A 23,601-nucleotide genomic window follows, 5' to 3' on the forward strand; every position below is an offset into this window, starting at 1 on the left:
CAGGATTGAAGGACAGTTGTGGTTTCATCACAGCCGGTAATCGCCGAAAAGCAGATAACCCAACGCCAATAGACCCGACTAAAGACAACCCAACCACAATCCCCTCGTCCCCTTCAAAAATTCGCCCCGCCCGACAGCGTCCCCACCCCACCCGCCAACCACCCCGCCCCCTGCGCGAACCCCCGCACCACATCCTCCAGCGGCATCGGTCGCGCGATGTAATACCCCTGAGCCTGTCCCGCGCCAATCTCGCGCAACGCGTCAAGCGTCTCTACATCCTCGACGCCTTCGGCGACCACCGACAGATCCAGCGATTCCGCCATCCGCACGATGGCCCGCACGATCGCCTTGGTTCGCGAACTCGTCGTCAGTCCGAGGATGAACGACTTGTCGATTTTCAATCCGCTGAAGTGATACTGATGCACATAACTCAGCGACGAAAATCCCGTGCCGAAGTCATCCAGCACGACTGAAATACCGTGATCGGTCAGCCGTTGCATGGTTTGCCGCGCGATCGCCGGTTCCGCGACCAGCGCGCCTTCCGTCAACTCCAGACACAAGCGCGACGGCGGCACGCCATATTCGCGCAGCAACGCCAGCACGTCGTCGGCGAAATCGGTGCGCGTCATGCTGTAGCTCGAACAGTTGACATGCACCGTCGGCCAGTCCGCGTGTGCCGGTTGCGCGAGAATATTCGCGACCCGCTCCACCATGTACAGATCGAGCCGGCCGATCAGCCGCAAGCCTTCCATCGACGAAAGAAACTCGCCGGGCGCAAGCATCCGGCCGTCCGGCTGACGCCAGCGGATCAACGCTTCGAGCGCGGTCAAACGCCCGGTCTGCATGCTGATCAGCGGTTGAAAAAACGGGACGAGTTCGTCGCTGCGCTTGAGTGCGCTGCGCAGCGCGCCTTCACGGCGCATCTGCGTCAGCACCTGCCCGCGCAACTCCTGATTGAACACGACGAAACTATCGCGCCCGCCGTTCTTCGCGCGATACATCGCCAGATCGGCGTCGCGCAGCAGGTCGGCGGAATCCGTATGAAACTGCTGCTCCGCCGTGACGATGCCAATGCTGCACGACGAAAACACCACGTGATCGTCGATATGAAACGGCAGATCGAACGCGTGCAAAATCCGCTCGGCGACACCCGCCGCCGTCTCCGCCGACGCATCCGGCGACAGGATCGCGAATTCGTCGCCGCCGAGTCGCGCCAGCATGTCGGTCTCGCGCAGACAGCCGCGCAGCCGGTTGGCCGCCTGCACCAGCAACTGGTCGCCGAAATGATGGCCAAGACTGTCGTTGACGACCTTGAAACGGTCGAGGTCGAGAAACATCACGGCGAGCGGCCGGTCGGCATCGCGATGGTCGCACCACGCCGCTTCGAGGCGCGTCAGCAGATGGCTGCGGTTCGGCAAGCCGGTCAGCGAATCGTGAAAGTTCTCGTGCAGCAGTTTCGCGTTCGCGAGATCGAGTTGACGCGTGCGGTCGCGCACCCGCTCTTCGAGTTCGAGATTCGCCGCATGCAACGCATCGGCGGCGCTGCGGCGCGACAGCGCGGTATCGATATGACGCGACACGAAAGTCAGCAATTCCTGATCGCGCGCGGTGTAGTGAACGTGATCCGAATAACTTTGCACGGCCAGCACGCCACGCACGACGTCGTCTTCGAACAGCGGAATGCCGAGCCACGAACGCAGATTGATCTGCTCGTCGAGATGAATTTCACCGGTCAGAACGAGACGCTGCGCTTCCGCCAGATCGATCAGGCACGGCCGCTGTTGCGCGATCACGTATTCGGTCAGCCCGCGCGTGCCGCGACGCGGCGACGGTTGGGTGCGCTTCATGCCGTCGACGTAATACGGAAACGCCACCATCTGCGTCTGATGATCGACGAGTGCAATATAAAAGTTACGCGCAAACAGCAACTCGCCGACGATGTCGTGCAAGCTCCGGAAAAACGCCAGCATGTCGCCGCTGCCGCTCGACAACTCAGCGATGTGAAACAGCGCGGCCTGCAAGCGTTCGGCGCGCTTGCGCTCGGCCACTTCCTGGCGCAGCGTCGCGTTCAGTTCGGACAACTCGGCGGTACGGCGCGACACGATATCTTCGAGATTCGCGCGGTGCAGAATCCGGTCGAGCGCCATCGCGACATGACGCGCCACCACCAGAAACAGCGCGCGATCTTCCGCGCTATAGATGCGCGAGACATCGTAGACCTGCATCGCGAGCATGCCGAACACTTCGTCGGACGCGTTTTTGAGCGGCGCGCCCATCCAGAACTCGGGCCGGTCGCCGACGCAATAAAAATGCCCTTTCGCTTCGGCGTCGAGCATGCCGGCAGCGTCGATCAGCAACGGCTCGCCGCTCGTCAATACCCTCGCCGTCAACGACAGACGCGCGGGATTCAGGATGTCGAAGTCTTCGGATTCGAGCGCCTGCACGTCGATCACGTCGACGTAGTACGGATACGTGATTTTTCCGTCGGCGGGATCGTACAGCGCGAGATAGAAGTTCTCCGCATCGATCAGCGTCGCGAGCAGACCGTGCACGCGCTTCAGAAATTCGGAGCGATTGCGGATCGAACTCGCCAGATAGGCGATCTCGTACAGCACGCGCTGCGTGTTCTGCGCGCGCGACAGCGCATCGGCTGGTTGTTGCGGCCGGCGCGCGGCGGCAGGCTCGGCAGGCACGCACGCGTCGTCTTTCGCATCGGCCGACATCGCAGCCAACGAGATATTCATCGGATCTCCAAACGGATGCAGCGTGCGCAGTTGTATTCGACCGGCATTGCCCGCGCGTGCTCGCACGCGTCGCGTATGCGTCGCGTATGCATCGCATAGGCACTTCCGGGCACTGTTCTTTGATAACTCGCCGGCGCGGCCAGCGCGACCGGCGCGCTCGGCTCACACCGTCCCTTACGTGTTAACGGCATGTAAGACACTTGCTTTAGAGGCGCGTCACGCATCCGCCAGATGCAATGCCGATGATCCGTGGAGCCAATTTTTTTGTCCAGCTTACACGCGGCGGCTGTTCGTCAGGCGCCTGTCGTCTTGCCGCGCGGGAGCCGTGCGGCACGTCATCGCCCAAGAAAAATCTGCTCATAAGGGCCGTACGGTTTCGGCTGGGACACCGACATGTCGAAATGCGGCGGCGACTCGCAACTGGCCGCGTCGATGCTGCACACGAGCGTGTTCTACAACAAGATCATCGCCGACAAGTTGAAAATGGCGATCTCGTGCAGGGCGTAGACAGCTCGCTTTCGTCGCCACGAAACACGCATCGACATACGCGCCGAACCTCGCGTCGTTCGCGATGTCCGGCGCGCGACCTTTCTGCTACGCTGACCACCATCTTTCTAACGGTAAGCAATTACCGCCTATACCGTAAGCGCCCATTTCGTATTCGGTAAGACGCTTACAATCACATCGTCTACTGTTTGTATGGTTAACACCGATTTATACGTAAACGAACAAAAAGGAACATCGAATCTGTTGTTTTGATTCCTTTCAGAAAATAAGGGACACGCCTCGCCAGTTGCCGCATCCGCAGTCCGTATTCGCACCAAAACAGCGCAGCACCGGAGACGCACTAGAACAAAGGAGAGCGATTTGGTCTTGGAACTGGAGCGGGTGACGGTCGTTTCGGGCGCTCAAACGCATCTGTATGGCGTGGATCTACAACTGGTTCCCGGCGCGATCAACGTGCTGCTCGGGCCCACGCAAGCGGGCAAAACCACGTTGATGCGGGTGATGGCCGGACTCGATCGTCCGGCGTCCGGTCGGGTGCTTGCCGACGGCGTCGACGTCACCGGCGTGAGCGTCCGGCGGCGCAACCTCGCGATGGTCTACCAGCAGTTCATCAACTATCCGGCGATGACCGTGTTCGACAACATCGCGTCGCCGCTAAAGCTGCAAAAAACCCCCGCCGCCGAAATCAGACGCCGCGTTCAGGACGTCGCCGCCAAACTCCATATCGATCATCTGCTGAAACGCCGTCCGGGCGAACTCTCAGGCGGCCAGCAACAGCGTTGCGCGCTCGCGCGGGCGCTGGTCAAACGCTCGTCGCTGGTGCTGCTCGACGAACCGCTGGTCAATCTCGACTACAAGCTGCGCGAGGAATTGCGCGTCGAACTCGCCACGCTGTTCGCGGACGGCAAAACCACTGTCGTCTACGCGACCACGGAGCCGCTCGAAGCGTTGCTGCTCGGCGGCTATACGGCCATCGTCGATCGCGGCCGCGTGCTGCAACACGGTCCGACGCTCGACGTCTACAACGCGCCCGCCAACGTCGATGTCGCCGCCGTCTTCAACGATCCGCCGATGAACATGCTGGTTAGCCAGCTCGGCACCGACGGCACCGCGCGCCTGCCGATCGGCATCGACGTGCCGCTCGAACGGGTCCGCGCAATTGACGCAAGTAACGCAATCCGCACCGGCGACGCCGCCAGACCCGGCGCTGGCGGTACCTGCCGGATCGGTATCCGGCCCGGTCATCTGCGACTCGCGCCGCGCACGCCGCGCTCGGTCGCGGTGCCGTGCCGGCTGGAACTGGCCGAACTGAGCGGCTCCGAAACCTATCTGCATCTGCACACGCGCGACGGCGGCATCGACCTCGTCGCGCAATTGCAAGGCGTCCATCAGATCGATCTGGGCACGCAACTCGACGTGTTTATCGACCCCGACGAGCTGTTCGTATTCGACGCGGACACGGCGTTGCTGTCCGGCCCGGAGGCGAGTCATGGCGCGCATTGAGTTTGAGAATCTCGCGCACGCTTACGCGCCGAACCCCGCTACGCTCGACGATTACGCGCTGCAACCGATGAGCATGGTCTGGGAAGACGGCGGCGCGTACGCGCTGCTCGGGCCGTCGGGATGCGGAAAATCCACGTTGCTCAATATCGTCTCGGGACTCGTCAGGCCATCGGAAGGCCGGGTGCTGTTCGACGGCCGCGACGTCACTGCGATGAGTCCGCGCGAACGCAATATCGCGCAGGTGTTCCAGTTCCCCGTGATCTACGACACGATGAGCGTGTACGACAACCTCGCGTTCCCGCTGCGCAATCGCAAGATGTCGCCGGTTGACGTGAAGCGGCGCGTGCACGAAGTCGCCGAAATACTGGACATGACGCGCGAATTGCCGCGCAAGGCGAGCAATCTGTCGGCGGACGCGAAACAGAAAATCTCGCTCGGACGCGGTCTGGTGCGCAAGGACGTCGCCGCGATCCTGTTCGACGAACCGCTGACCGTGATCGATCCGCATATGAAATGGATCCTGCGGCGTCAGCTCAAGAAAATTCATCAGCAGCTCAAACTGACGCTGATCTACGTGACGCACGATCAGGTCGAAGCGCTGACCTTCGCCGACGAAGTGGTCGTGATGACCAACGGTCGCGTGGTGCAGAAAGGCGACCCGGAAGCGTTGTTCCTGCGGCCCGATCACGCGTTCGTCGGCTATTTCATCGGCAGTCCGGGAATGAATCTGTGTCCCGTCGATCTCGACGACGACGGCGTGACGATCGGCGCGCAACGCGTACCGCTCGACGCCCGCACGCTCGACACGCTCAGACACGCAAACGGCACGCTGACGCTCGGCATCCGTCCGGAATTCGTGCGCGTCGCCGCCGACGGCGAAGCCGGTGCAGTCAAGGCCGACCTGGTGCGCGTACAGCAACTCGGCAACTACCAGTTGCTCACCGCGCAATGCGACGGCCACGTGTTCACCGCCAAGATCGAACCGCATCTGCGGGTCGGCGACGGCCCGGTCTGGTTGAAGCTCGCGACCGCTGAAACGGTCTTTTTCAGCAACGACGAAAGGATCGCGCGATGAACAAGCCAGTGAACCAGAAAGCGTGGCTGCTGGTCGTGCCGGTGTTTATCTGCGTCGCGTTTTCGGCGATTCTGCCGCTGATGACGGTCGTCAACTATTCGGTGCAGGACATCATTAGTCCGACCCAGCATGTGTTCGTCGGCACCGAATGGTTTCGCGCGATCATCAACGACAGCGACCTGCGCGGCGCGCTGGGGCGGCAAATCGTGTTCTCGGCCTGCGTGCTGCTGTTCGAGATTCCGCTCGGCGTCGGGCTCGCGCTGGCAATGCCCGCGTCGGGCTGGCGCGCGTCCGCGTCGCTGGTCGTGCTGGCCATGCCGTTGCTGATTCCGTGGAACGTCGTCGGGACGATCTGGCAGATTTTCGGGCGGCCGGATATCGGTCTGCTCGGCTATACGCTGAACGCGGCGGGCATCGAATACAACTACACGGCCAGCCCGACCGCCGCGTGGGTGACGGTGCTGGTGATGGATATCTGGCACTGGACCCCGCTCGTCGCACTGCTCTGCTACGCCGGGTTGCGCGCGATTCCCGATGCGTTCTATCAGGCCGCGGAAATCGACGGCGCGAGCCGTTTCGCGGTGTTCCGTTATATCGAGCTGCCGAAGATGCGCGGCGTGCTGATGATCGCGGTGCTGCTGCGCTTCATGGACAGCTTCATGATCTATACCGAGCCGTTCGTGCTGACAGGCGGCGGCCCCGGCGACTCCACCACGTTCCTGTCGCAATACCTGACGCAAAAAGCGGTCGGCCAGTTCGATCTCGGACCGGCGGCAGCGTTCTCGCTGATCTACTTCCTGATCATCCTGCTGCTGTGTTTCATCCTCTACAACTGGATGGAACGCGTGGGCAAAGGCGGCCCGGCGACGACCGCCGACGCGCCGTCTCCCGCGCCGGCCGACACCGGAGACGCCCATGCGTAATAACCGCTGGATGCGCGTCGTGGTGCTGTCGGTGTATATCCTGTTCGCGCTGATTCCGCTGTACTGGATGCTGTCGATCTCGCTGCGCACGAACGAAGAAACGATGTCGGCGTTCGCGATCTGGCCGCATCACGTCACCTTCGATAACTACAAGGTGATCTTCACCGATCCGTCGTGGTACTGGGGCTATATCAACTCGATCATCTACGTGCTGATGAACACGGTGATGTCGGTGCTGGTCGCGCTGCCCGCCGCGTACGGATTTTCCCGCTACCGCTTTCTCGGCGACAAGCACATGTTCTTCTGGCTGCTCACCAACCGGATGACGCCGCCCGCCGTGTTCCTGCTGCCGTTTTTCCAGCTCTATTCGAGCGTCGGGCTGATGGACACGTATATCGCGGTTGCGCTCGCGCACATGCTGTTCAACGTGCCGCTCGCGGTGTGGATCCTCGAAGGCTTCATGTCGGGCGTGCCGCGCGAAATCGACGAAACCGCGTACATCGACGGCTATACGTTTCCGGCGTTCTTCGTGAAGATTTTTCTGCCGCTGATCAAGTCGGGCGTCGGCGTGACGGCGTTCTTCTGCTTCATGTTCAGCTGGGTCGAACTGCTGCTCGCGCGCACGCTCACCACCGTCAACGCGAAGCCGATTGCCGCCGTGATGACGCGCACCGTGTCGGCCGCCGGGATGGATTGGGGCGTGCTGTCGGCGGCGGGCGTGCTGACCATCGTGCCCGGCGCGCTCGTCATCTACTTCGTGCGCAATTACATCGCGAAGGGCTTTGCGATGGGGAGAGTCTGATGCTCACGTGGATGTACTGGACCCCTGAAGTGGCGATCTTTTTCGGCTGCGTCGTGGCGATGCTGGCCGGCATGACCGTGTGGGAACTGCGCTCGCCGACCGTCGAGCGCAAAGGTTTCCTGCCGATCGCCACCACACGCGGCGACCGGCTGTTTATCGGCCTGCTGGTCGCCGCGTATCTCAATCTCGCATGGGTCGGCGTCAGCGCGGAAAACGCCAGCGCTTGGCCCGGTTTTGCGGCGTCGATGATCGTATTGCTGATCGTGATGTGGAAAGGCTGATCACGTCTGGCGGATTCACAGCGTTGAGTCCTGAAGGTTTGCGTATCTGGACAGACCGGTTCCGTTGATGCCCCGGGCGGGGCCGGCAGAGGATCCAAGGGGTGCGGAGACACAGGAGAAGACCATGCAACTCAGGAGACGGAGCGTCGCGCTAGCGGTGGCCGGCGTCGTCGCGGCGGGCTTTACGAGCCACGCTGCGATGGCTGGCGCGCCCGAAGCGCAAAAGTGGGTGGATAGCGAATTCCAGCCGAGCACGCTGTCCAGACAGCAGCAGATGGACGAGATGAAATGGTTCATCGACACCGCCGCGAAGCTGAAATCGGCGGGCGTCAAGGAAGTGCACGTCGTGTCGGAAACGCTCGACACGCACATGTACGAATCGAAAACGCTGGCCAAGGCGTTCACCGAAATCACCGGCATTTCGGTCAAGCACGACATCATCCAGGAAGGCGACGTCGTCGAGAAATTGCAGACGTCGATGCAGTCCGGCCAGAGTATCTACGACGGCTGGATTTCGGATTCCGACCTGATCGGCACGCATTATCGCTATGGCGTAATCATGCCGTTGTCCGATTACATGGCGGGCGAAGGCAAGCAATATACGAATCCCGGACTCGATATCAAGGACTTCATCGGCACGAGTTTCACGACCGCGCCCGACAAGAAGCTCTATCAGCTACCCGACCAGCAGTTCGCGAATCTGTACTGGTTCCGCGCCGACTGGTTCGCGCGCAAGGACTTGCAGGACAAGTTCAAGGCGAAGTACGGCTACGAGCTTGGCGTGCCGGTCAACTGGTCCGCGTATGAAGACATCGCCGAATTCTTCACGAACGACGTGAAGACGATCGACGGCGACAAGGTCTACGGTCATATGGACTACGGCAAGAAAGATCCGTCGCTCGGATGGCGCTTCACGGATGCGTGGCTGTCGATGGCGGGCGAAGCGGACAAGGGCATTCCGAACGGCATGCCGGTCGACGAATGGGGCGTTCGCGTGACGCCGGACGGCTGCCATGCGGTCGGCGCGTCGGTCACGCGCGGCGGCGGCACGAACAGCCCGCCCGCCGTGTTCGCCACCACCAAATATATCGACTGGCTGAAAAAGTACGCGCCGCCCGAAGCGTCCGGGATGACCTTCAACGAGGCCGGTCCGGTGCCCGCGCAAGGCAAGATCGCGCAGCAGATCTTCTGGTACAGCGCGTTCACCGCGTCGATGCTGAAGCCGGGCAACGTGACGAATTCGGACGGCACGCCGAAGTGGCGGATGGCGCCGTCGCCGCACGGTCCGTACTGGAAAGACGGCATGCAGAACGGCTATCAGGATGTCGGCTCGTGGACGTTCTTCAAATCGACGCCGCCGAACCAGCGCGCCGCCGCATGGCTGTACGCGCAGTTCGTCACGTCGAAAACGGTGTCGCTGAAAAAATCGATTACCGGTCTCACGTTTATCCGCGATTCCGATATTCATAGCGAGTACTTCACGAAGAACGCCGACAAATACGGCGGCCTGATCGAGTTTTACCGGAGCCCGGCGCGCGTCGCGTGGACGCCGACCGGCAACAACGTGCCGGATTATCCGAAGATGGCGCAGTTGTGGTGGAAGAACGTCGCGACCGCCGTCGCCGGCGAAAAGACGCCGCAAGCCGCAATGGACAACCTGGCCAAGGAAATGGATCAGGTGCTGGCCCGCTTGCAGCGCGCGGGGATGAAGGTGTGCGCACCGGAGTTGAACCCGGAAAGCGATCCCGCGAAATGGCTGTCGGATCAGCACGCGCCGTGGAAGAAACTCGCCAACGAAAAGCCGAAGGGCGAAACGGTCAAGTACGACCAGTTGCTGACCGCGTGGAAGGAAGGTCGCGTGCGGTAACAGCGTTCGTAGCGGGAGCGGAAGCTTCGACGGGCGGCGACGATGCCGCCCGTTTTTTATGACGCCTGTCGCCGCGCGTTCAACCGAACGGCGCGCGATCCTGTTTGCAGACCGTGCCCGCAGGCGGCAACGTGCCGTCGATGAAATACGCGGACTCGGCATCGGCCGCGCATCGGCTGGCATTGAGCAGCGCGGTATGGCCGAAACCATCGACCGTCAGCAGCCGGGCGTCGTGCAACAACGCGGCCATCTTCTGCGACGACGCATACGCGGTCGATGGATCGTAGCGATTGCCGATCACCAGGATCGGCGTCGTCGATGCATTCCACGGGCCGGTGTACGGCGCGGCGGCTTTCACGGACCAGCTCGCACACGGCGCATCGGACCACGCGACCGGCGCAGCGATCGGACCCGCACGCGCCACCGACCACGCGGCGACCTGCGGGAACAGCGTCAGATCGCGCGGATTCGGACTCTCACCGCACTGGATCGCGCTGCCGGCGCCGTCGCTGTCGTATTGCGGGTCGGCGCTCGCATTGGCGGTGGACGGAGCGGGACTTTTCGTATGCGCGACCGGCGAACCGCTGCCCGCAGGATCGCTCGCGTCCCACAGATTTTCGAGCACATCCGCGAGCGCGCTCCAACCGGGAAACTTGTCGACCTGCTGCACGGTGAAGATCCATCCCGACACCAGATTGAGCATCACCGGCGCGGTGAACGGCGCGTCCTGAACGTCCGGCAAGCGCGCCGGATGTGCGGTCAGCCGCTGCGTCAGCGTGTCGAATTTGGCGGTGAGCGCAGCGGCATCCGCGCCGGGATCGGCGAACGCGCATTTCGCACGGCCCGCCGACGCGCACGCGCGGAAAAACTGCGCGAGCGTCTGACTCGTCCCGAGGTCGTTATCGATGCGCTCGCTGGTGCCTTGCAGCGTCGCGTCGGCGAAGTAGCCGGTCGGCTCGACATTGCCGTCGAGCACCATCGCGCGCAGCTTGCCGGGGAACAGGTTCGCGTAGGTTGCGCCGATCAGCGTGCCATACGAAATGCCGAGGTAATTCATCTGCGATTCGCCGCTCGCGCGCCGCAGCGCGTCGAGGTCGCGCGCGGTGTCGGCGGTCGAGACATGTGCGAGCAGCGCACCCGCGCGTCGCTCGCAGGCTTCGTTGAACTGCGTCTGAAGCCGCGCCTGCGACTGCACCTGCGCCGCACCGACCGGATAGCCGTCCGCCATTGTCTTTTTGAACGCGGTTTCGTCGGCGTCGCTGTCGAAGCAGCGCACCGCCGTGCTGCGACCGACGCCGCGCGGGTCCCAGCTGACCAGATCGAAGCGTTCGAGCAACGCGGCCGGAAACAGGCCGATCCACGATGGCATGTCGTCGGTGCCCTTGCCACCGGGGCCGCCCGGATTGAAGAAGATTGCGCCGAGTCGGCGCGCGGGGTTCGATGCCGGTCGGCGGATCACAGCGAGCTGGATCGTCCGGCCGTCGGGTTTTGCGTAATCTAGCGGCACCGTCGCCGTCGCGCATTCGAACGGCGCGGGCGCGACGGACGGACAGGCGGCCCAGACGAGTCGCGACGGGTGGTTGGTGTGGTCGGTTTGGCCGGTGTGGTCGGTGGGCGTCGTGCATGCTGCGATCAGCGTCGCGGCGAATGTCGCAGCGAATGTCGGCAGGATGCGTGAGAGCCGGAACCGGAGCGTGCGGAAAATCGACGGGAACCTGATGAACGGATGCTTCGATCCTGCCGACTTCACGAAATACGTCATCCAATCCTCGCTAGACATGATTGATGAAGCGGCGCGGGCTACGCGGCCTTGATGCGGAACGGTTGAATCCGGATGGAGCGGCAAAGCGAACGGCGAACAGGCGGCACTGATGCGGATACGCGAACGACGACAACGGCTGGCCGCGAAGGCCGGTCAAACTGGCGCGGCGCCTGAGCGGGCCGCATCGAACGACGCGCATTGAACTGGCCGCGCCCATCCCCAACAAAAACCTTCACCAACCTTTCATTTTTATTTCGGCTCAGGTCAAATGAGATACCCCTCACTTACCACAAGGCCGATATGTCTCCGTTCATGAAAAGCGCTGTCACGCTGGGCAGTTGCATCGGCATTTTCACGCTGGTGATCAGCGTGATCGAAGTTCTCGGCTGACGCGATCCGACCGGCCGTCGTCCGGCCCCGCGCGGTTTGCACGCCGCACCGGACGACGCCACCCGTTCCCCGCCCGCTATCTCGACAGACCGCGCGCATCGATCGGCCAGATCGCCTCGACGCGATCGTCGCGGAAACACACATATTCGTCGTAAAGGTTGACCGTCGGATCGCAATGACCGGGCGGCAAGAGCAGACGCCCACCGACCAGGTTCGTCGTATCCAGCTCCGCTGCTTCCGGCGTTTCACGCGCTTCGAGCATGCCGTGCTCGTCGTTGGCCGACACATAGGTCAGGCGCGGCCCGGACGATCCACGCGCCCACGTCGCGCTGCGCGGCAAACCGGAATCCACCGCGAGTCCTTTCAGACCGACGTCGCAGACCGCCATTCCGCGCCGCGTCGCGCTCATCACCGTCGACAGCACGAACAGACTGTGACGCGAGCGCGCCGGATCCTGCCACGCGTTGTCGCCGTAATCGCCGTCCATAAACAGATACGAGCCGGGCTGCAATTCCGTATAGACGCCACTCGTCGCATCGAACTCGACGGTGCCGGTGCCGCCGCCCGTCACCACGCCGCACCGAATCCCGCGCGCATCGAGCGCCTGCACGAACTGCGCGGCGCGCGCGGCGGTGCGGGCCGCTTCGGTCTTGCGCGCGGTCCAGTCGCGGATATGCTGCGCGCCGCCGTGATAGGCCTGCACGCCGGTAAAGCGCAGCGCCGCGTGCGCGGCGATCGCATCGACCAGTTTCAGCAACGCGTCCGGTTCCGCGACCCCGCATCGATGCTGACCGACATCCACTTCCGGCAAGACATCGATCGTCACGCCGTGCGCGGCGGCGGCGCGCCCGAGCGCGTCGATCTGGCCCGGCGCATCGACGCATACGCTCAATCGCACCGCCGACGCGAGTTCGACGGCCATCGCAATCTTGTCCGCGCCGACGAATTCGTTGCTGATATGGATGCTCGCGATGCCGGCCGCGGCGAACGGATACGCCTCGCTGAGTTTCTGGCAGCACACCCCGACCGCGCCCGCGGCGACCTGCTGCCGCGCAATCGCGCTCGACTTGTGCGCCTTCGCATGCGGCCGCAACGCGACGCCGTGCGCCGCGGCGAACGTCGCCATCGATTGAAGATTCGCGTCGAACGCATCGAGATCGATCAGCAACGACGGCGTGCCGACCGTCGCCAGCGAATCGCCGACGCGCGCGGCGGCAGGAGGAACCAGCGTCATGAGAAACCTTCCGGTCAGTGGGGATAAACAGCGCATCGCGCTGTGCTGCCCGGCGATTCTGTCTCAGGTTTGCGCGCGGATGCAAATCCGTCAGATTTCGGACGGTTGCAGCGCGAACCTTCCGCATTGTTCAGAAAAGCCAAATTGTCATTTCAGTGCGCGCTGGTTTATCCGGAGCGCGTCGGCAGATAGCATCCCATGATCGGTGCGGATCATCCAAAGCATGAAGTCGATGCTGTTCGATGGCGCCGCCGCAGTTCCATCACGCTCATTTCAGGAGGTCAGAATGGACCACACCCGTCACCTCCTTCGTCAGATCGCCGTCCGGCGCCCCGCTGTCGCAACCCGCGCAGATTATTCGCGAGCGAGTGCGCAGCTTCGGTCGGACCCCTGGCGGGGAACCCTGGCCATGCTCGAACGGGCAGCCGTCACCACCCCGTTCGACGATGCCGGTCACGAAGGCAATGCCGCGTCCAGCAAGCAGCCGGCGCGGCCGTCGCTCGACTGGCTCGACGTGCAAGGTATCGCGTCGGCGCGCTTCGAGCACGACACGGCCAACGTCGAACTGACGTTGATCGAACGTCTGAACGAACGCACCGTTTCGATTCGCTGGCACGATGCGACCGGCTGCCATTACGGCGAACAACCGTGGGAAAAGAAAATCGCGCGGAGCCGGGGCGTGTGCCTCGTGTCCGGCAAGACCATCACGCGCGGCGACTGGGTCTACAGCCCGTCCACGCGATCGTCGACGCGTCCCGCCAACGCCGACGCGATGATCTCGGCCGCGGAACTCGACGAAATGAGCGAAGCGGCCGATCCGGCCGTGTGACGACCGGTATCGACCGCTTCGTTTTGTAAAGCCGGGCTTCGTCGAAGCCCGGCTTTTTGCATTCTCCGACCGCTACCGGCACGCCGCGATCGATGCGACTCGCGACCTCCGGCATGCGGTCGTTCGATTACGGACGGCCGTACATCGCATCCCAATCCGCAGCCGACACCGACGGCGACACCGCCTTCTGACGACCCGACTGCGACGATGCACCGGCGACGCCGCCGTATCCGCTGGTCGCGCCGTTTTGCGCGGCTACTTTGGCTTCGGCGGCCTGAATCGCTTCGGGATAGTGGGTGTTGTCGCCATCACCGACGCGGTATCCGGCGTTTTCGAGCTGGACCAGCTCGGCGCGAACCTGAGCGCGCGTGACATGCGAACTGGATTGCGCGAACGACGCAACGGGAGCGACGAAAGCAGCGGCGACGATAACGGCTTGAACGAGCGACTTCATGGTGTTTTACCTCCGGTTTCCTGTTACGAACAGCCCTGTTCGTAACGCAGTGAACCGAGTATAGGTAGGCAGACACTTAAGATTAACGACGCCCGCTGCAAGGCATTGTTATCGGATTCGGGGTTAACCCTGACGCCGAAGACGGGGCCACAGTGCGTCGTCCTGCCACGCGCGTCGCTTCCCGTTTTTTGCAATCTGGATCGACAGACGGGCTTGTCGATACAATTCGCGCGCGGCGAACCCGCAACGATCGCCCTCTCCGCCCACCCGTCGCACCACGCACCAATCAGGAAAACGATGAGCACGACCCAACGCGCGGCAGGTACGCCGCTGGTCGCCCCATCCGGTGATCGCCGGCAACTGCTCGCCACCGTGATCAGCGCATCGCTCGTCACCGGTCTCGAGATGTTCGACTTCACGGTGTTCGGCTATTTCGCAGCGTTGATCGGCGACCGGTTCTTCCCTTCGCACGATCCGATGACGTCACTGCTGCTCGCGGTCGGCACGTTCGGTGTCGGCTTTTTCATGCGGCCGCTCGGCGCGGCGATGATCGGCAGCTATGCCGATCGTGTCGGCCGTCGTGCCGCGATGATCCGCACCACAGCGTTGATGGCGCTCGGCACGGCCGCCGTCGGACTGTGTCCGTCGTTCGCGACGATCGGCGTGGCCGCGCCCGTGATTCTCGTGATCGGACGATCGTTGCAGGGCTTTGCGCTAGGCGGCGACCTCGGCGTCTCGGCGACCCTCGTGATGGAAACCGGACCGGTATCGCGACGCGGTTTCCTGATCAGCTGGCAATTCACCAGCCAGGGCACCGCCGCGCTGCTCGGCGCATCGCTCGGCGTGCTGCTGACCGTCACGATGCCTGCGCCGTCGCTAGCATCGTGGGGCTGGCGGATTCCGTTTGTCGCCGGTTTGCTGATCGCGCCGGCCGGCTGGTGGATTCGCCGCCGACTGATCGACGGCGCGACCGCGCCGCGCCGCATCGCCACGTCACGCACCGGGCGCACGCTGCTCGCGGAACTGCTACGCGATCACCGCAAAACGATGCTGCTCGCGATGCTGATGATGATGGGGCAAACCATCCCCGTCTATGCGCTGGTCTTCTACATGCCGAGTTATATGAGTCGCGTGATGCATATGCCCGCGCTTACCGGCTTCGAAGCGTCCGCGCTGTCCGCGTTGCTGCTGATGGCGATTCCGCCGCTCGCCGGCCTGCTCGCGGACCGGTTGCCGCGCCGCAAGCCGCTCGCGCTGTTCTCGTCGGGATGTACGGCGGTGCTGGTCTACCCGGTGTTTCTGATGATCACGCGCGCCACCACCGTATGGCCGGTGCTGGGTGGCGTCGCGCTGATCAGCGCGCTGGTGGCGATGGGCGCGGGCGTCGTCGCGTTGCTGGTGCTGGAGGCGTTCCCCGCGCACGTGCGCGCGAGCGGCATCGCGATTTCGCACGCGGTGCATGTCGCGCTGTTCGGCGCGACGGCCCAGTTTGCCGTCACCGGCTTGATCAGGATGACCGGCAATCCGATGGCCGCCGCGTGGTACGTCGCGCCCGCGTGCTTCGTGAGTTTCTGCGCGGTCGCGCTGTTCAGGGAACACGCACGACACACCTCCGGTTAACAACGCTTAAGAACTCTAAAAGGACGTTAACCATCACCCTTGCCTATGATCGCTGACGATGCCGCGACGATGTGCCGTACGCGGCGCCGAACCGGTCAACGATCAAACATCGGGAAGGAGGCAAGGATGGAATCCAGAGCGTCGAGCGTCGATATCGGCTTGTTGTATTTGCGGGTCAGCGCGAGCCTGCTCGTGCTGGCGGTTCATGGCTTGCCGAAGGCGATGCACTACGCGAGCCAGGCGGCCGCGATCGAAGATCCGTTTCACCTCGGCAAAACGCTGTCGATGGTCTTTGCGATCTTCGCCGAAGTCGTCTGTCCGCCGCTGATGATCCTCGGCATTTTCACGCGCTTCGCCGCGCTGCCGATCCTGATGGTCACGGTCATCGCGTTGACCGTCGTGCATCGCGACTGGTCACTGGCCGACGGTCAGTTCGCATGGATGCTGCTGATCCTGTTCGGCACCATCGCGATTGCCGGGCCGGGCCGGATTCGCGTGCATGTCGGCGCGCCGCGCAACCCGAGCTTGCTGCGTCGCAAGTCGTAACGCGCCACGCGTCATCACGCGTCACACGCCACGCGACTCACGCGCCCAACAGTCGCTTGAGTCGCGCCTCTTCGAGATCGAGTTCCGATTCGATCCGGTGCAATACCTTGTCCTTGATGCGATTGTCCTCGTGCAGTTGCAGCAGCGCGGTACGCGCCGCCTGTACCGCACGCAGTCCCAGATTGAGCCGCGTCAGCCGCAGATGCACGAGGTTCTCGCCGCCCGAATGCGCCCGCGCGTTACTGTCGACGCGGTACGTGTATTCGTCGATCAGCCGCAGCACGACGTCTTCGTTACCCTTGCATTGCGCGAGATCGATCTGCCGCAACGCGTCGAGCGCGGCCTGGAACGTGTACGAACGCGCCTGATATTGCGTCATGTATTTCGACTCGCCCGCCGTGCGGACATCGCGAAATCCGACGCGACGCGCCAGCGGCGCGAGCGTCAATCCTTGCACCACGACCGTCACGAAGATCACCGCGAAGGTCGAGAAAATCAGCAGGTGGCGGTCGGCCAGCGACTCGGGCAATGCCAGCGCCGCCGCGAGACTCACGACCCCGCGCATGCCCGCCCAACCGAGAATCGTCGCCTGTTTCAGGTCGGTTCGCGCATGCGTGCCGCGCACCCGTGCGAGCAGTTGCTCGGGTAACAGGATTGCCGCCATCACCCAGACGATCCGCGCGACGATCACTACCGCGACGGTCGCGCCGGCCACCTGCCATACCTGTTCGGGCAGCCACCACGTGAACGTGTGCCCGGCGCCGAGACTCGCCAGCGTGCCGCGCAGCGACAGGCCGATCAGGATAAACACCAGCGCTTCGAGCACGAACACCACCACGTCCCATGTGCCGGTGATTTTCAGCCGAGTGGTCGCGTCGAAGGTCTTGTGCTGACACAGTCCGACGATCAGTCCGCACACCACCACCGACAGCACGCCCGAACCATGCAGCCGCTCGCCGAGCAGATAGGCAGCCCACGCGGCGAGGAAGGTCAGCACGACGGCCAGATGCGTATCTTCGAGCCACGTCACCAGACGGATCGTCACCCAGCCGGTGACGCCGCCCGTCACCACGCCGATCAACGACAGCATCGAAAACGTGACGGCGGCATCGCTCGCGCTGAAAGTGCCGGCTGCCAGCGCGGCCACCGCGAAGCGATAGATCACGAGGCCCGACGCGTCGTTGACGAGACTCTCGCCTTCGAGCACGGTAATCAGCCGTTCGGGTAGCGGCAATTTGCCGAGCAGCGCTTTCGCGGCCACTGCGTCGGGCGGCGACACGATTGCGCCGAGCGCGGCGCACGCGGCCCACGACAGTTGCGGATCGATCCAGTGCGCGACGCACGCGACGCTCGCCGTGGTGAAGATCACCGAGCCTAGCGCCAGCGATGCAATCGGCGCGGTCTCGCGACGAAAATCGCGCCATGCCGTATAGAACGCGCCCGACATCAGCAGCGGCGGAATCAGCACGACCATGATGACGTCGGGATCGAGTTCGACGACAGGCGCGTCGGTCGCGAAACCGATCGCCGCGCCGCCAACCAGCAATACCGCAGCGGACGGCAGATTGAACCGGCTCGCGATCAGCGACAACACGCACGCGCCCAGCAGGACAAGCAGCAGGTCCTGGAAAAATACGATGTGATTCATTGAAGAGCGCTCAAAAATTGCGAACGCGGCTGGCCGTTCCAGCGACGCGATCCTGCTTTCGAGACTGTAAAGCGCAATGTGCGGACGGGTCGCTTAAGTGTGCAATCGGGCGCGGGCCGCTCACGCTGGAAAAGGTGAGCCGTCGTTGTGAACGAGGCGACCGTCGGTGCAGGTGGTCAGATCGAGCGGCTGACGCGATCCCACTTCCAGATAAACCGCTTCGATATTGCCGCGCGGAACATCGCACGCCGCACGCCTAGCGAAACGCGTAAGCGATGCCGACGCCATACGTGATCTGGTTGCGCGTACCGCGCTGAGACACGATCGGACTGTCGGCGGCGGCGCCCGTCAGACGCTGGTAGTAGATCATCGCACCGCCGAACCAGCTGCGGTCGATCCGGTACACGAGCGCCAGCCAGCTCGTCACCTGTTCGAGCCCGCCGCCGGGGCTGAACGCGGGCAGTCCGCTACGCGCGGAATCGTCGGCGGTGACGCCGAAGTAGGTCTGGTTGAAACCGCTGCTGACCCAGGTTGCGCCGAGTCCCGCACCGGCGAACACGCGCATGCCGAGCGGCACCCATGCGCTGCCGTTCAGCGCGACATGCGCGCCCGTATACACCGCGCCCGCGTTGGTCAACACGGTCAGCGCCGCGCGCAGCCGGAACGGCAACGCGCCGCCATGATCGTATTCGTAGCCGACGTAGCCGCCGCCTTCGACGGTCGTGCTGACGTCGTGAATCTGCGAGACGACGGGATCGTCCACATGCTTGCGCCCGAGCCGCAACGACAGCGCCGGGCCCCATTGCAGTCCGGTCAGCGCGCCGAAGTCGTACTGCACATACGGCCCGTACCATTCGAGCAGATGACCGGTCGACGTGACGTAGCGCATGCCCGGCACCGCGCCCAGCATCCGGTCCGACGCGCCCGCGTAACTGGACGTCGAGCCGATCCCGCCGCCGACCAGATTCGGCAGCGTCGTCGGCAGATCGACGGTCGCGGCCGACGCCACGTGTGTCGCGAGACCGCATCCCGCTATCAGCACGATGCCCGCGCCACGGCGCACCCTTCGCGTGGACGGTTTCATCGCGTCACTTCACTTCGACGCCATCGCGCGTCACGGCGGCGGCTGCGGCGGCAAGGAACACCGCGTTGATCGAATCGCCGACTTTCAGCCCGTCGAGCGACACGTCCGGCACGACGTCGAATTCCTCGGTGCGATCGGGCCCGCGCAGCGTCACCTTGTGATGTTTGCGGTCGATCTTCTGCACCGTCGCGACCACTTCGACCTTGCGTGCCGTCGTCACCACACCGTCGGACGCGGGCCGCGTCACTTCGGTTTCGACACGCGAACGGATGCCGCTCGTCTGGATCTTCTCCGCGCGCACGAGAATCGCGTTCTGATACGCGATATCGACGGTATCGCCGACGCGCAGCTTCGATACGTCGGCGACTTCCGGCCGCACTTCCATCACCGCGACATTGCCGCGCGGACCGCGTAGCGTGACGCTGTTGGTCGCGGCATCGACGCCGACGATCTGCGCCTGGATGTGCATCAGCATCGCTCGCGCGAGCGGTTGCTGTGCGTGCGCGCCGGGGATGCTCGCGAGACTCAAGCTGGTCGCGACGGTCACCCCGACGATCGCGCGTTTTACGGTGTCGAATCGGTTCATGCGTTTCTCCAGTGCGTCGGGTGTAGCGTGCCGGTCAGCGGCCCGCCTGCGCGACGAGGCGCTTGCCCGCCGCATGTTCGATGTCGTTGTGATGCCGTTCCGGCGGCGTGTCGGGCGCATGTCGCGCCGCCTGTTCGTAGACGCGCGTGCGCGCGATATCCACCAGCAACCGTTGCTCTTTCAGGCTTGCGTTGCGGTAGCGCGGATCGCCGGCAATCGCCGTGTATTCGGCCAGATGATGCCGCTTGAAACGCCGGAAGAATTCCGGCCCCGGCAAGCCGTTATCGCGCGACAGCAACGCGCCGTAATCGGCGTCGTGTCCCCCCGGCAGGTGTTCGAGCACCGCGTCGAGCAGCGCGTAACGATGCGTGAGCGCCATCGTGCGTGGAAAGATCGCGTGAAAGCGGGTGTACGGCAGCACGTGCCGGCTTCTTGCTGCATGCAGAAGCAATCCGGTCAGTCGCGCTGTCAATTGTTCGTCCATTTGCGTTCTCCCGGTGAGTGAACGATGCGGCGGCCTGTGCCGTCCGCTGGTTTCCGGCCGTCCTGAACTGGGTGTTGCATCAACGCGGCGGCGACACGACGACGTACTGCACCGTCGTGCCGACGTATTGCGGCATGTACCAGTACGTGCCGCATTGCTGGTACGCGACGCCGTTGACGACGATGCTCGAACAGCCTGTCGGCAGCATCGCGACCGTCGAGCCGATCACCACCGCCGTCGTCACACCGACCGCCACGCCGACCGCGACCGGATCGACGTACCAGCCGTGGTCGTCGTCGTGGTGATGGTGATCGTCGTCGTGATGGTCGTCGTGGTGACCGTCGTCGTGATGATCGTCGCCGCCGTGGTGGTCGTCGCCGCCGTGGTGATCGTCGCCGCCGTTGTGGTCGCCTCCGCCGTTGTGGTCGCCTCCGCCGTTGTGACTGCCGCCACCACCGCCGTTCTGACCACCACCGCCGTTATGACTGCCACCGCCACCGCCATCGTGGCTGTGATCGCCGCCACCGCCACCGCCACCGCCCGATCCGTTGCTATGTCCTACCGAGCCCGGTGCGCCGCCATGACTGCCGCCCGGCGCGCCGCCGGAAAAACCGCCCGGATGCTGCCCGCCCTGCGCGCCGCCGACGCCACCGCCACCGCCGCGAAAGCCTTGCGGGCCGCCGCCTCCGCCGCCGCCGCGAAACCCGCCACCGCCGCCGCCCGCGCCGTGCACGCTAGTACGCGCGCCGCCACGAAAGCCGAATGCATCGGCATCGGTCGATACGACCAGCAACGCGCCGACCATGCCCGCCACCGCGATTCTGTTGACTCGCTTCATCATTCCCCCTGCTGATACGGCGACTGCGCCACGGGCCGCATCGGAACCGCATGCGCATCCGCGGGCGGGCGATAGGAGAACGTCGAAGCCGCGAAATCCGGATTCACCTTCCAGTGATACGTGACGACATGGCGCGGTCGCGCGTCCTGTGTCGTATCCACGATCGCCATCCGGCACGGCAACGGATGCGTGCCGCTTTGCAACCACAGTTCCCAGTCCACGCCGTTCTGCTGGAACGCGTAGTGATTGCACCAGCGTGAGTCGATTTTTTCGAGGCCGATAAACAGCGCCGACGTCAACGCCGCATCGTCGACCTTGCCGTTGCCCCAATAGAACAGATCGGCCAGCGGCACCTCGATGTTGTAGACGGTCGATAGTTCGCGAACCAGTCCGTCGAGTGTCGGCGGTGCCGGATTTCTCGAGTAATAGCGATTGCCGGTATTGAAGATCGTGAACGCGCGACCGTCGTACACCAGGCCTCGCGCGCCGCGCGCGCCGTAGATTTCCGCGTGCAGACGATCGGGCCGCGCGACTTTCAGCACGGTCCGGTGCAGGAAGCTGACGGTCTGTCCGCTGTCGAGCACCGCGTCGGTGGCGCTGTTCGCATCGACTTCGAAGCGCGCCATCGAGCGCAGATAGACGCCCATCGCATTTAACGCATCGAGCGCCTGCTTTTGCCGTTCGGGCGCGGGTGTCGCGGGTGTCGCCGACGCAGCCATCGCCGACGATGCCGCGCCGACCGCCGGCGCCGCCGTCTGCGCGATCGCATCGGTGGCGCAGAACGCACCCGACGCGACTGCCAACGTCACGGCCAGTCTCCCAGATGCGCGAATCGCGGACGCGAGCCGCCACGCGCCCCGGCGTCTGCGGTCATCCGGAGAACACGGCGAACACGGCCAATACGGTGAAAATGGCTTCACGGCGTCTCCCGTCACTCGAATGTCGCGCTGATCGATAACTGCACCGCATTGCCTTTCGGACGACGGCTCGCTTCGAATTCGTTGACCCATCGCAGCGCCGCCGACACCGGCGTCTTGCTGATCTTGCCGGACCACGTGACCATCGGTCCGATGCCGACCGAGTGCCCTTTCGCGCCGCCGGTGACGTCGGCGATGCCGCCCGAATCTTCGCTGATCTGCTGGATATACCCACCGACCACACCGACGCCCCAACCGTTCGTAAAGCGCTTCAGCGCCAGCAGATCGAGCACGCTGACCGGTGCGTTGTGGTATTGCGTCTTGTCGTTCGCGGTGTAGAACTCGAGCCCGTAGTTCAGCGTCAACTCGATTCCCTGCGACGGAATCAGGTGTGTAAACGCGATGGTCGGCGTGAACGTCCACGTGTTCTGCCCCGCGTTGGCGAGACGGCCGCTGCTGTATGCGCCGGTCGGCGCGTAGATCTGCACGCTCAACGCAACGTGATCGGTTTTCGAAAAGTGATAACCGGCCACGACCGGCGAGAAGAAAATATCGGCGAACTGGATGCCGTGATCGTCCCGCAGCAGACCATTGAAACTCGACGCGTTGGTGTATTGCACCGGCACGCCGAAACTCGATGCGAAATTCCAGCCGCCCGCCGTGATGCCCCAGGTCCTCACCAGATTCGCGATGTTGTAGACCACCTGCTCGTTCAGACCTGCGGTCACGCGTCCCGCCACCGGCAGCACTTTCGACGCGCCGATCGACCCCTGGTAATAGATCGTCGAGAACGACGCGATCCAGTCCGAAGTGGGCGGCACGATCCCGCCGTACGGCATCGCCTGCTGACCGGTGATCGGCCTGCCGACGCCGCCTTCCGTCGCCGCTGCCAGTTGCGGCACGGCAATCAGGACGACGCCGCCCCATACCGCGCCGCCCACCACCGACGCCTGCACCCTGCGATTCGCTTTGCCCACGACGCCCTCCATCGGATTTCGCTGACGCGGCCCTGCGGCCTTCACGCCCGCGATTGATCGTTATTGCACCGAATACCCTTTGCCCTGCATGCACGCGCCGTACGCGCGCCAATAGAGGTTCATCGTCGATTGCTGGCTGACCTGCGCCGATTCCGCCTGCGCGGCGTGTTGCCTGCGGCTGCGCGCGCCGCCCGCCAGCGCGCCCGCCGTGGCGCCGACCGCCGCGCCGTGACCCGCATCGTTGTGGCTCACGTCGCCGATAATCGCGCCCGCCGCCGCGCCGCGAGCCGCACCGCCGACGCGTGCGCCGGTCGGTCCCATCGGCGGTGGCGGCGCCGCGGCGACCACCGCCGGATCGACGCCGGTGTTCTGCTTCGCCCACGCGTAGCACGCGCCGTCGTCGGACGCCTGGCGCTCCGGGCTTTGTCCGTGGGACGGATAAATCGCGGGCTTTTGCGCCCACGCGATGCCGCCGGGCACACCCATCACGCCGACGCCCGCCAATCCAATCACCAGAATCTTGCGCAACA

21 protein-coding genes are annotated in these 23,601 nt (G+C 64.0%); 9 read left to right on the plus strand and 12 right to left on the minus strand.

Annotated elements, in window-relative coordinates; all coding sequences use genetic code 11:
- Window positions 1–113 precede the first annotated feature (113 nt).
- Window positions 114–2,744, minus strand: a complete 2,631-nt coding sequence (locus tag PW947_RS00605) for an EAL domain-containing protein (RefSeq protein ID WP_299628703.1) — start codon at window positions 2,742–2,744, stop codon at window positions 114–116.
- A gap of 867 nt (window positions 2,745–3,611) precedes the next feature.
- Between PW947_RS00605 and PW947_RS00610 the strand changes: the two genes are divergently transcribed.
- The 6 genes from PW947_RS00610 to PW947_RS00635 all read left to right on the plus strand — a co-directional run bounded on the left by PW947_RS00610 (window position 3,612) and on the right by PW947_RS00635 (window position 9,702).
- Window positions 3,612–4,754, plus strand: coding sequence for an ABC transporter ATP-binding protein (locus PW947_RS00610; protein ID WP_299628705.1), 1,143 nt, complete (start codon window positions 3,612–3,614; stop codon window positions 4,752–4,754).
- Window positions 4,741–5,829: an ABC transporter ATP-binding protein gene (locus PW947_RS00615; protein WP_299628707.1), complete on the plus strand. Its 1,089-nt coding sequence runs from the start codon at window positions 4,741–4,743 to the stop codon at window positions 5,827–5,829. Before PW947_RS00610 ends, PW947_RS00615 begins: the two co-directional genes overlap by 14 nt.
- A complete protein-coding gene (locus PW947_RS00620; RefSeq protein WP_299628709.1) occupies window positions 5,826–6,752 on the plus strand; it encodes a sugar ABC transporter permease in 927 nt (308 codons plus the stop codon). Before PW947_RS00615 ends, PW947_RS00620 begins: the two co-directional genes overlap by 4 nt.
- A complete protein-coding gene (locus PW947_RS00625) occupies window positions 6,745–7,554 on the plus strand; it encodes a carbohydrate ABC transporter permease (RefSeq protein ID WP_299628711.1) in 810 nt (269 codons plus the stop codon). Before PW947_RS00620 ends, PW947_RS00625 begins: the two co-directional genes overlap by 8 nt.
- Complete coding sequence (locus PW947_RS00630; RefSeq protein ID WP_299628713.1) at window positions 7,554–7,835, plus strand: DUF2160 domain-containing protein; 282 nt, start codon at window positions 7,554–7,556, stop codon at window positions 7,833–7,835. The genes PW947_RS00625 and PW947_RS00630 overlap by 1 nt, the downstream gene beginning before the upstream one ends.
- Before the next feature lie 124 nt (window positions 7,836–7,959).
- Entirely contained in the window at window positions 7,960–9,702 is a 1,743-nt protein-coding gene (locus PW947_RS00635) for an ABC transporter substrate-binding protein (protein WP_299628715.1), read from the plus strand.
- Window positions 9,703–9,781: 79 nt separating this feature from the next.
- On the opposite strand, the gene PW947_RS00640 is transcribed toward PW947_RS00635, so the two are convergent.
- Window positions 9,782–11,464 (minus strand): alpha/beta hydrolase, encoded by a 1,683-nt coding sequence (locus tag PW947_RS00640; RefSeq protein WP_299628717.1) that lies wholly within the window; start codon window positions 11,462–11,464, stop codon window positions 9,782–9,784.
- 466 nt (window positions 11,465–11,930) lie between these two features.
- On the minus strand, window positions 11,931–13,088 hold the full coding sequence (locus PW947_RS00645; protein WP_299628719.1) for a DSD1 family PLP-dependent enzyme: 1,158 nt from the start codon (window positions 13,086–13,088) through the stop codon (window positions 11,931–11,933).
- A 409-nt stretch (window positions 13,089–13,497) separates the two neighbouring features.
- Here PW947_RS00645 and PW947_RS00650 point away from each other — a divergent pair, with 409 nt between their 5' ends.
- Window positions 13,498–13,917, plus strand: coding sequence for a DUF3331 domain-containing protein (locus PW947_RS00650; RefSeq protein WP_299628721.1), 420 nt, complete (start codon window positions 13,498–13,500; stop codon window positions 13,915–13,917).
- A gap of 127 nt (window positions 13,918–14,044) precedes the next feature.
- On the opposite strand, the gene PW947_RS00655 is transcribed toward PW947_RS00650, so the two are convergent.
- The gene (locus PW947_RS00655) at window positions 14,045–14,371 is read right to left on the minus strand and encodes a DUF4148 domain-containing protein (protein WP_299628722.1); all 327 of its coding nucleotides are present in this window, start codon (window positions 14,369–14,371) and stop codon (window positions 14,045–14,047) included.
- 297 nt (window positions 14,372–14,668) lie between these two features.
- Here PW947_RS00655 and PW947_RS00660 point away from each other — a divergent pair, with 297 nt between their 5' ends.
- Complete coding sequence (locus PW947_RS00660; protein ID WP_299628724.1) at window positions 14,669–15,991, plus strand: MFS transporter; 1,323 nt, start codon at window positions 14,669–14,671, stop codon at window positions 15,989–15,991.
- Window positions 15,992–16,117: 126 nt separating this feature from the next.
- Entirely contained in the window at window positions 16,118–16,537 is a 420-nt protein-coding gene (locus PW947_RS00665) for a DoxX family protein (protein ID WP_299628726.1), read from the plus strand.
- Window positions 16,538–16,574: 37 nt separating this feature from the next.
- Here PW947_RS00665 and PW947_RS00670 read toward each other — a convergent pair whose 3' ends face one another.
- The 8 genes from PW947_RS00670 to PW947_RS00705 all read right to left on the minus strand — a co-directional run bounded on the left by PW947_RS00670 (window position 16,575) and on the right by PW947_RS00705 (window position 23,557).
- Window positions 16,575–18,185 (minus strand): Na+/H+ antiporter, encoded by a 1,611-nt coding sequence (locus PW947_RS00670; protein ID WP_299628728.1) that lies wholly within the window; start codon window positions 18,183–18,185, stop codon window positions 16,575–16,577.
- Window positions 18,186–18,441: 256 nt separating this feature from the next.
- The gene (locus tag PW947_RS00675; protein ID WP_299628730.1) at window positions 18,442–19,269 is read right to left on the minus strand and encodes a MipA/OmpV family protein; all 828 of its coding nucleotides are present in this window, start codon (window positions 19,267–19,269) and stop codon (window positions 18,442–18,444) included.
- A gap of 4 nt (window positions 19,270–19,273) precedes the next feature.
- A complete protein-coding gene (locus tag PW947_RS00680; protein ID WP_299628732.1) occupies window positions 19,274–19,855 on the minus strand; it encodes a copper-binding protein in 582 nt (193 codons plus the stop codon).
- Window positions 19,856–19,889: 34 nt separating this feature from the next.
- The gene (locus PW947_RS00685) at window positions 19,890–20,339 is read right to left on the minus strand and encodes a hypothetical protein (RefSeq protein WP_299628734.1); all 450 of its coding nucleotides are present in this window, start codon (window positions 20,337–20,339) and stop codon (window positions 19,890–19,892) included.
- A gap of 79 nt (window positions 20,340–20,418) precedes the next feature.
- Complete coding sequence (locus PW947_RS00690; protein ID WP_299628736.1) at window positions 20,419–21,180, minus strand: hypothetical protein; 762 nt, start codon at window positions 21,178–21,180, stop codon at window positions 20,419–20,421.
- Complete coding sequence (locus PW947_RS00695; protein WP_299628738.1) at window positions 21,177–21,986, minus strand: DUF2092 domain-containing protein; 810 nt, start codon at window positions 21,984–21,986, stop codon at window positions 21,177–21,179. Before PW947_RS00695 ends, PW947_RS00690 begins: the two co-directional genes overlap by 4 nt.
- 122 nt (window positions 21,987–22,108) lie before the next feature.
- Complete coding sequence (locus PW947_RS00700) at window positions 22,109–23,071, minus strand: transporter (RefSeq protein WP_299628740.1); 963 nt, start codon at window positions 23,069–23,071, stop codon at window positions 22,109–22,111.
- A 60-nt stretch (window positions 23,072–23,131) separates the two neighbouring features.
- Window positions 23,132–23,557 carry a YMGG-like glycine zipper-containing protein gene (locus PW947_RS00705; RefSeq protein ID WP_299629278.1) on the minus strand — a complete coding sequence of 142 codons (426 nt, stop codon included), beginning with the start codon at window positions 23,555–23,557 and terminating at the stop codon, window positions 23,132–23,134.
- Window positions 23,558–23,601 lie beyond the last annotated feature (44 nt).

This window comes from Paraburkholderia sp., from assembly GCF_028283785.1.
GTDB lineage: Bacteria > Pseudomonadota > Gammaproteobacteria > Burkholderiales > Burkholderiaceae > Paraburkholderia.

Coding starts and splice junctions, on each gene's coding strand:
- PW947_RS00605 (WP_299628703.1), bottom strand. CDS start 2,744: ATGAATATCTCGTTGGCTGCGATGTCGGCCGATGCGAAAGACGACGCG.
- PW947_RS00615 (WP_299628707.1), top strand. CDS start 4,741: ATGGCGCGCATTGAGTTTGAGAATCTCGCGCACGCTTACGCGCCGAAC.
- PW947_RS00620 (WP_299628709.1), top strand. CDS start 5,826: ATGAACAAGCCAGTGAACCAGAAAGCGTGGCTGCTGGTCGTGCCGGTG.
- PW947_RS00625 (WP_299628711.1), top strand. CDS start 6,745: ATGCGTAATAACCGCTGGATGCGCGTCGTGGTGCTGTCGGTGTATATC.
- PW947_RS00630 (WP_299628713.1), top strand. CDS start 7,554: ATGCTCACGTGGATGTACTGGACCCCTGAAGTGGCGATCTTTTTCGGC.
- PW947_RS00635 (WP_299628715.1), top strand. CDS start 7,960: ATGCAACTCAGGAGACGGAGCGTCGCGCTAGCGGTGGCCGGCGTCGTC.
- PW947_RS00640 (WP_299628717.1), bottom strand. CDS start 11,464: ATGACGTATTTCGTGAAGTCGGCAGGATCGAAGCATCCGTTCATCAGG.
- PW947_RS00645 (WP_299628719.1), bottom strand. CDS start 13,088: ATGACGCTGGTTCCTCCTGCCGCCGCGCGCGTCGGCGATTCGCTGGCG.
- PW947_RS00650 (WP_299628721.1), top strand. CDS start 13,498: ATGCTCGAACGGGCAGCCGTCACCACCCCGTTCGACGATGCCGGTCAC.
- PW947_RS00655 (WP_299628722.1), bottom strand. CDS start 14,371: ATGAAGTCGCTCGTTCAAGCCGTTATCGTCGCCGCTGCTTTCGTCGCT.
- PW947_RS00660 (WP_299628724.1), top strand. CDS start 14,669: ATGAGCACGACCCAACGCGCGGCAGGTACGCCGCTGGTCGCCCCATCC.
- PW947_RS00665 (WP_299628726.1), top strand. CDS start 16,118: ATGGAATCCAGAGCGTCGAGCGTCGATATCGGCTTGTTGTATTTGCGG.
- PW947_RS00670 (WP_299628728.1), bottom strand. CDS start 18,185: ATGAATCACATCGTATTTTTCCAGGACCTGCTGCTTGTCCTGCTGGGC.
- PW947_RS00675 (WP_299628730.1), bottom strand. CDS start 19,269: ATGAAACCGTCCACGCGAAGGGTGCGCCGTGGCGCGGGCATCGTGCTG.
- PW947_RS00680 (WP_299628732.1), bottom strand. CDS start 19,855: ATGAACCGATTCGACACCGTAAAACGCGCGATCGTCGGGGTGACCGTC.
- PW947_RS00685 (WP_299628734.1), bottom strand. CDS start 20,339: ATGGACGAACAATTGACAGCGCGACTGACCGGATTGCTTCTGCATGCA.
- PW947_RS00690 (WP_299628736.1), bottom strand. CDS start 21,180: ATGATGAAGCGAGTCAACAGAATCGCGGTGGCGGGCATGGTCGGCGCG.
- PW947_RS00705 (WP_299629278.1), bottom strand. CDS start 23,557: ATGGGTGTGCCCGGCGGCATCGCGTGGGCGCAAAAGCCCGCGATTTAT.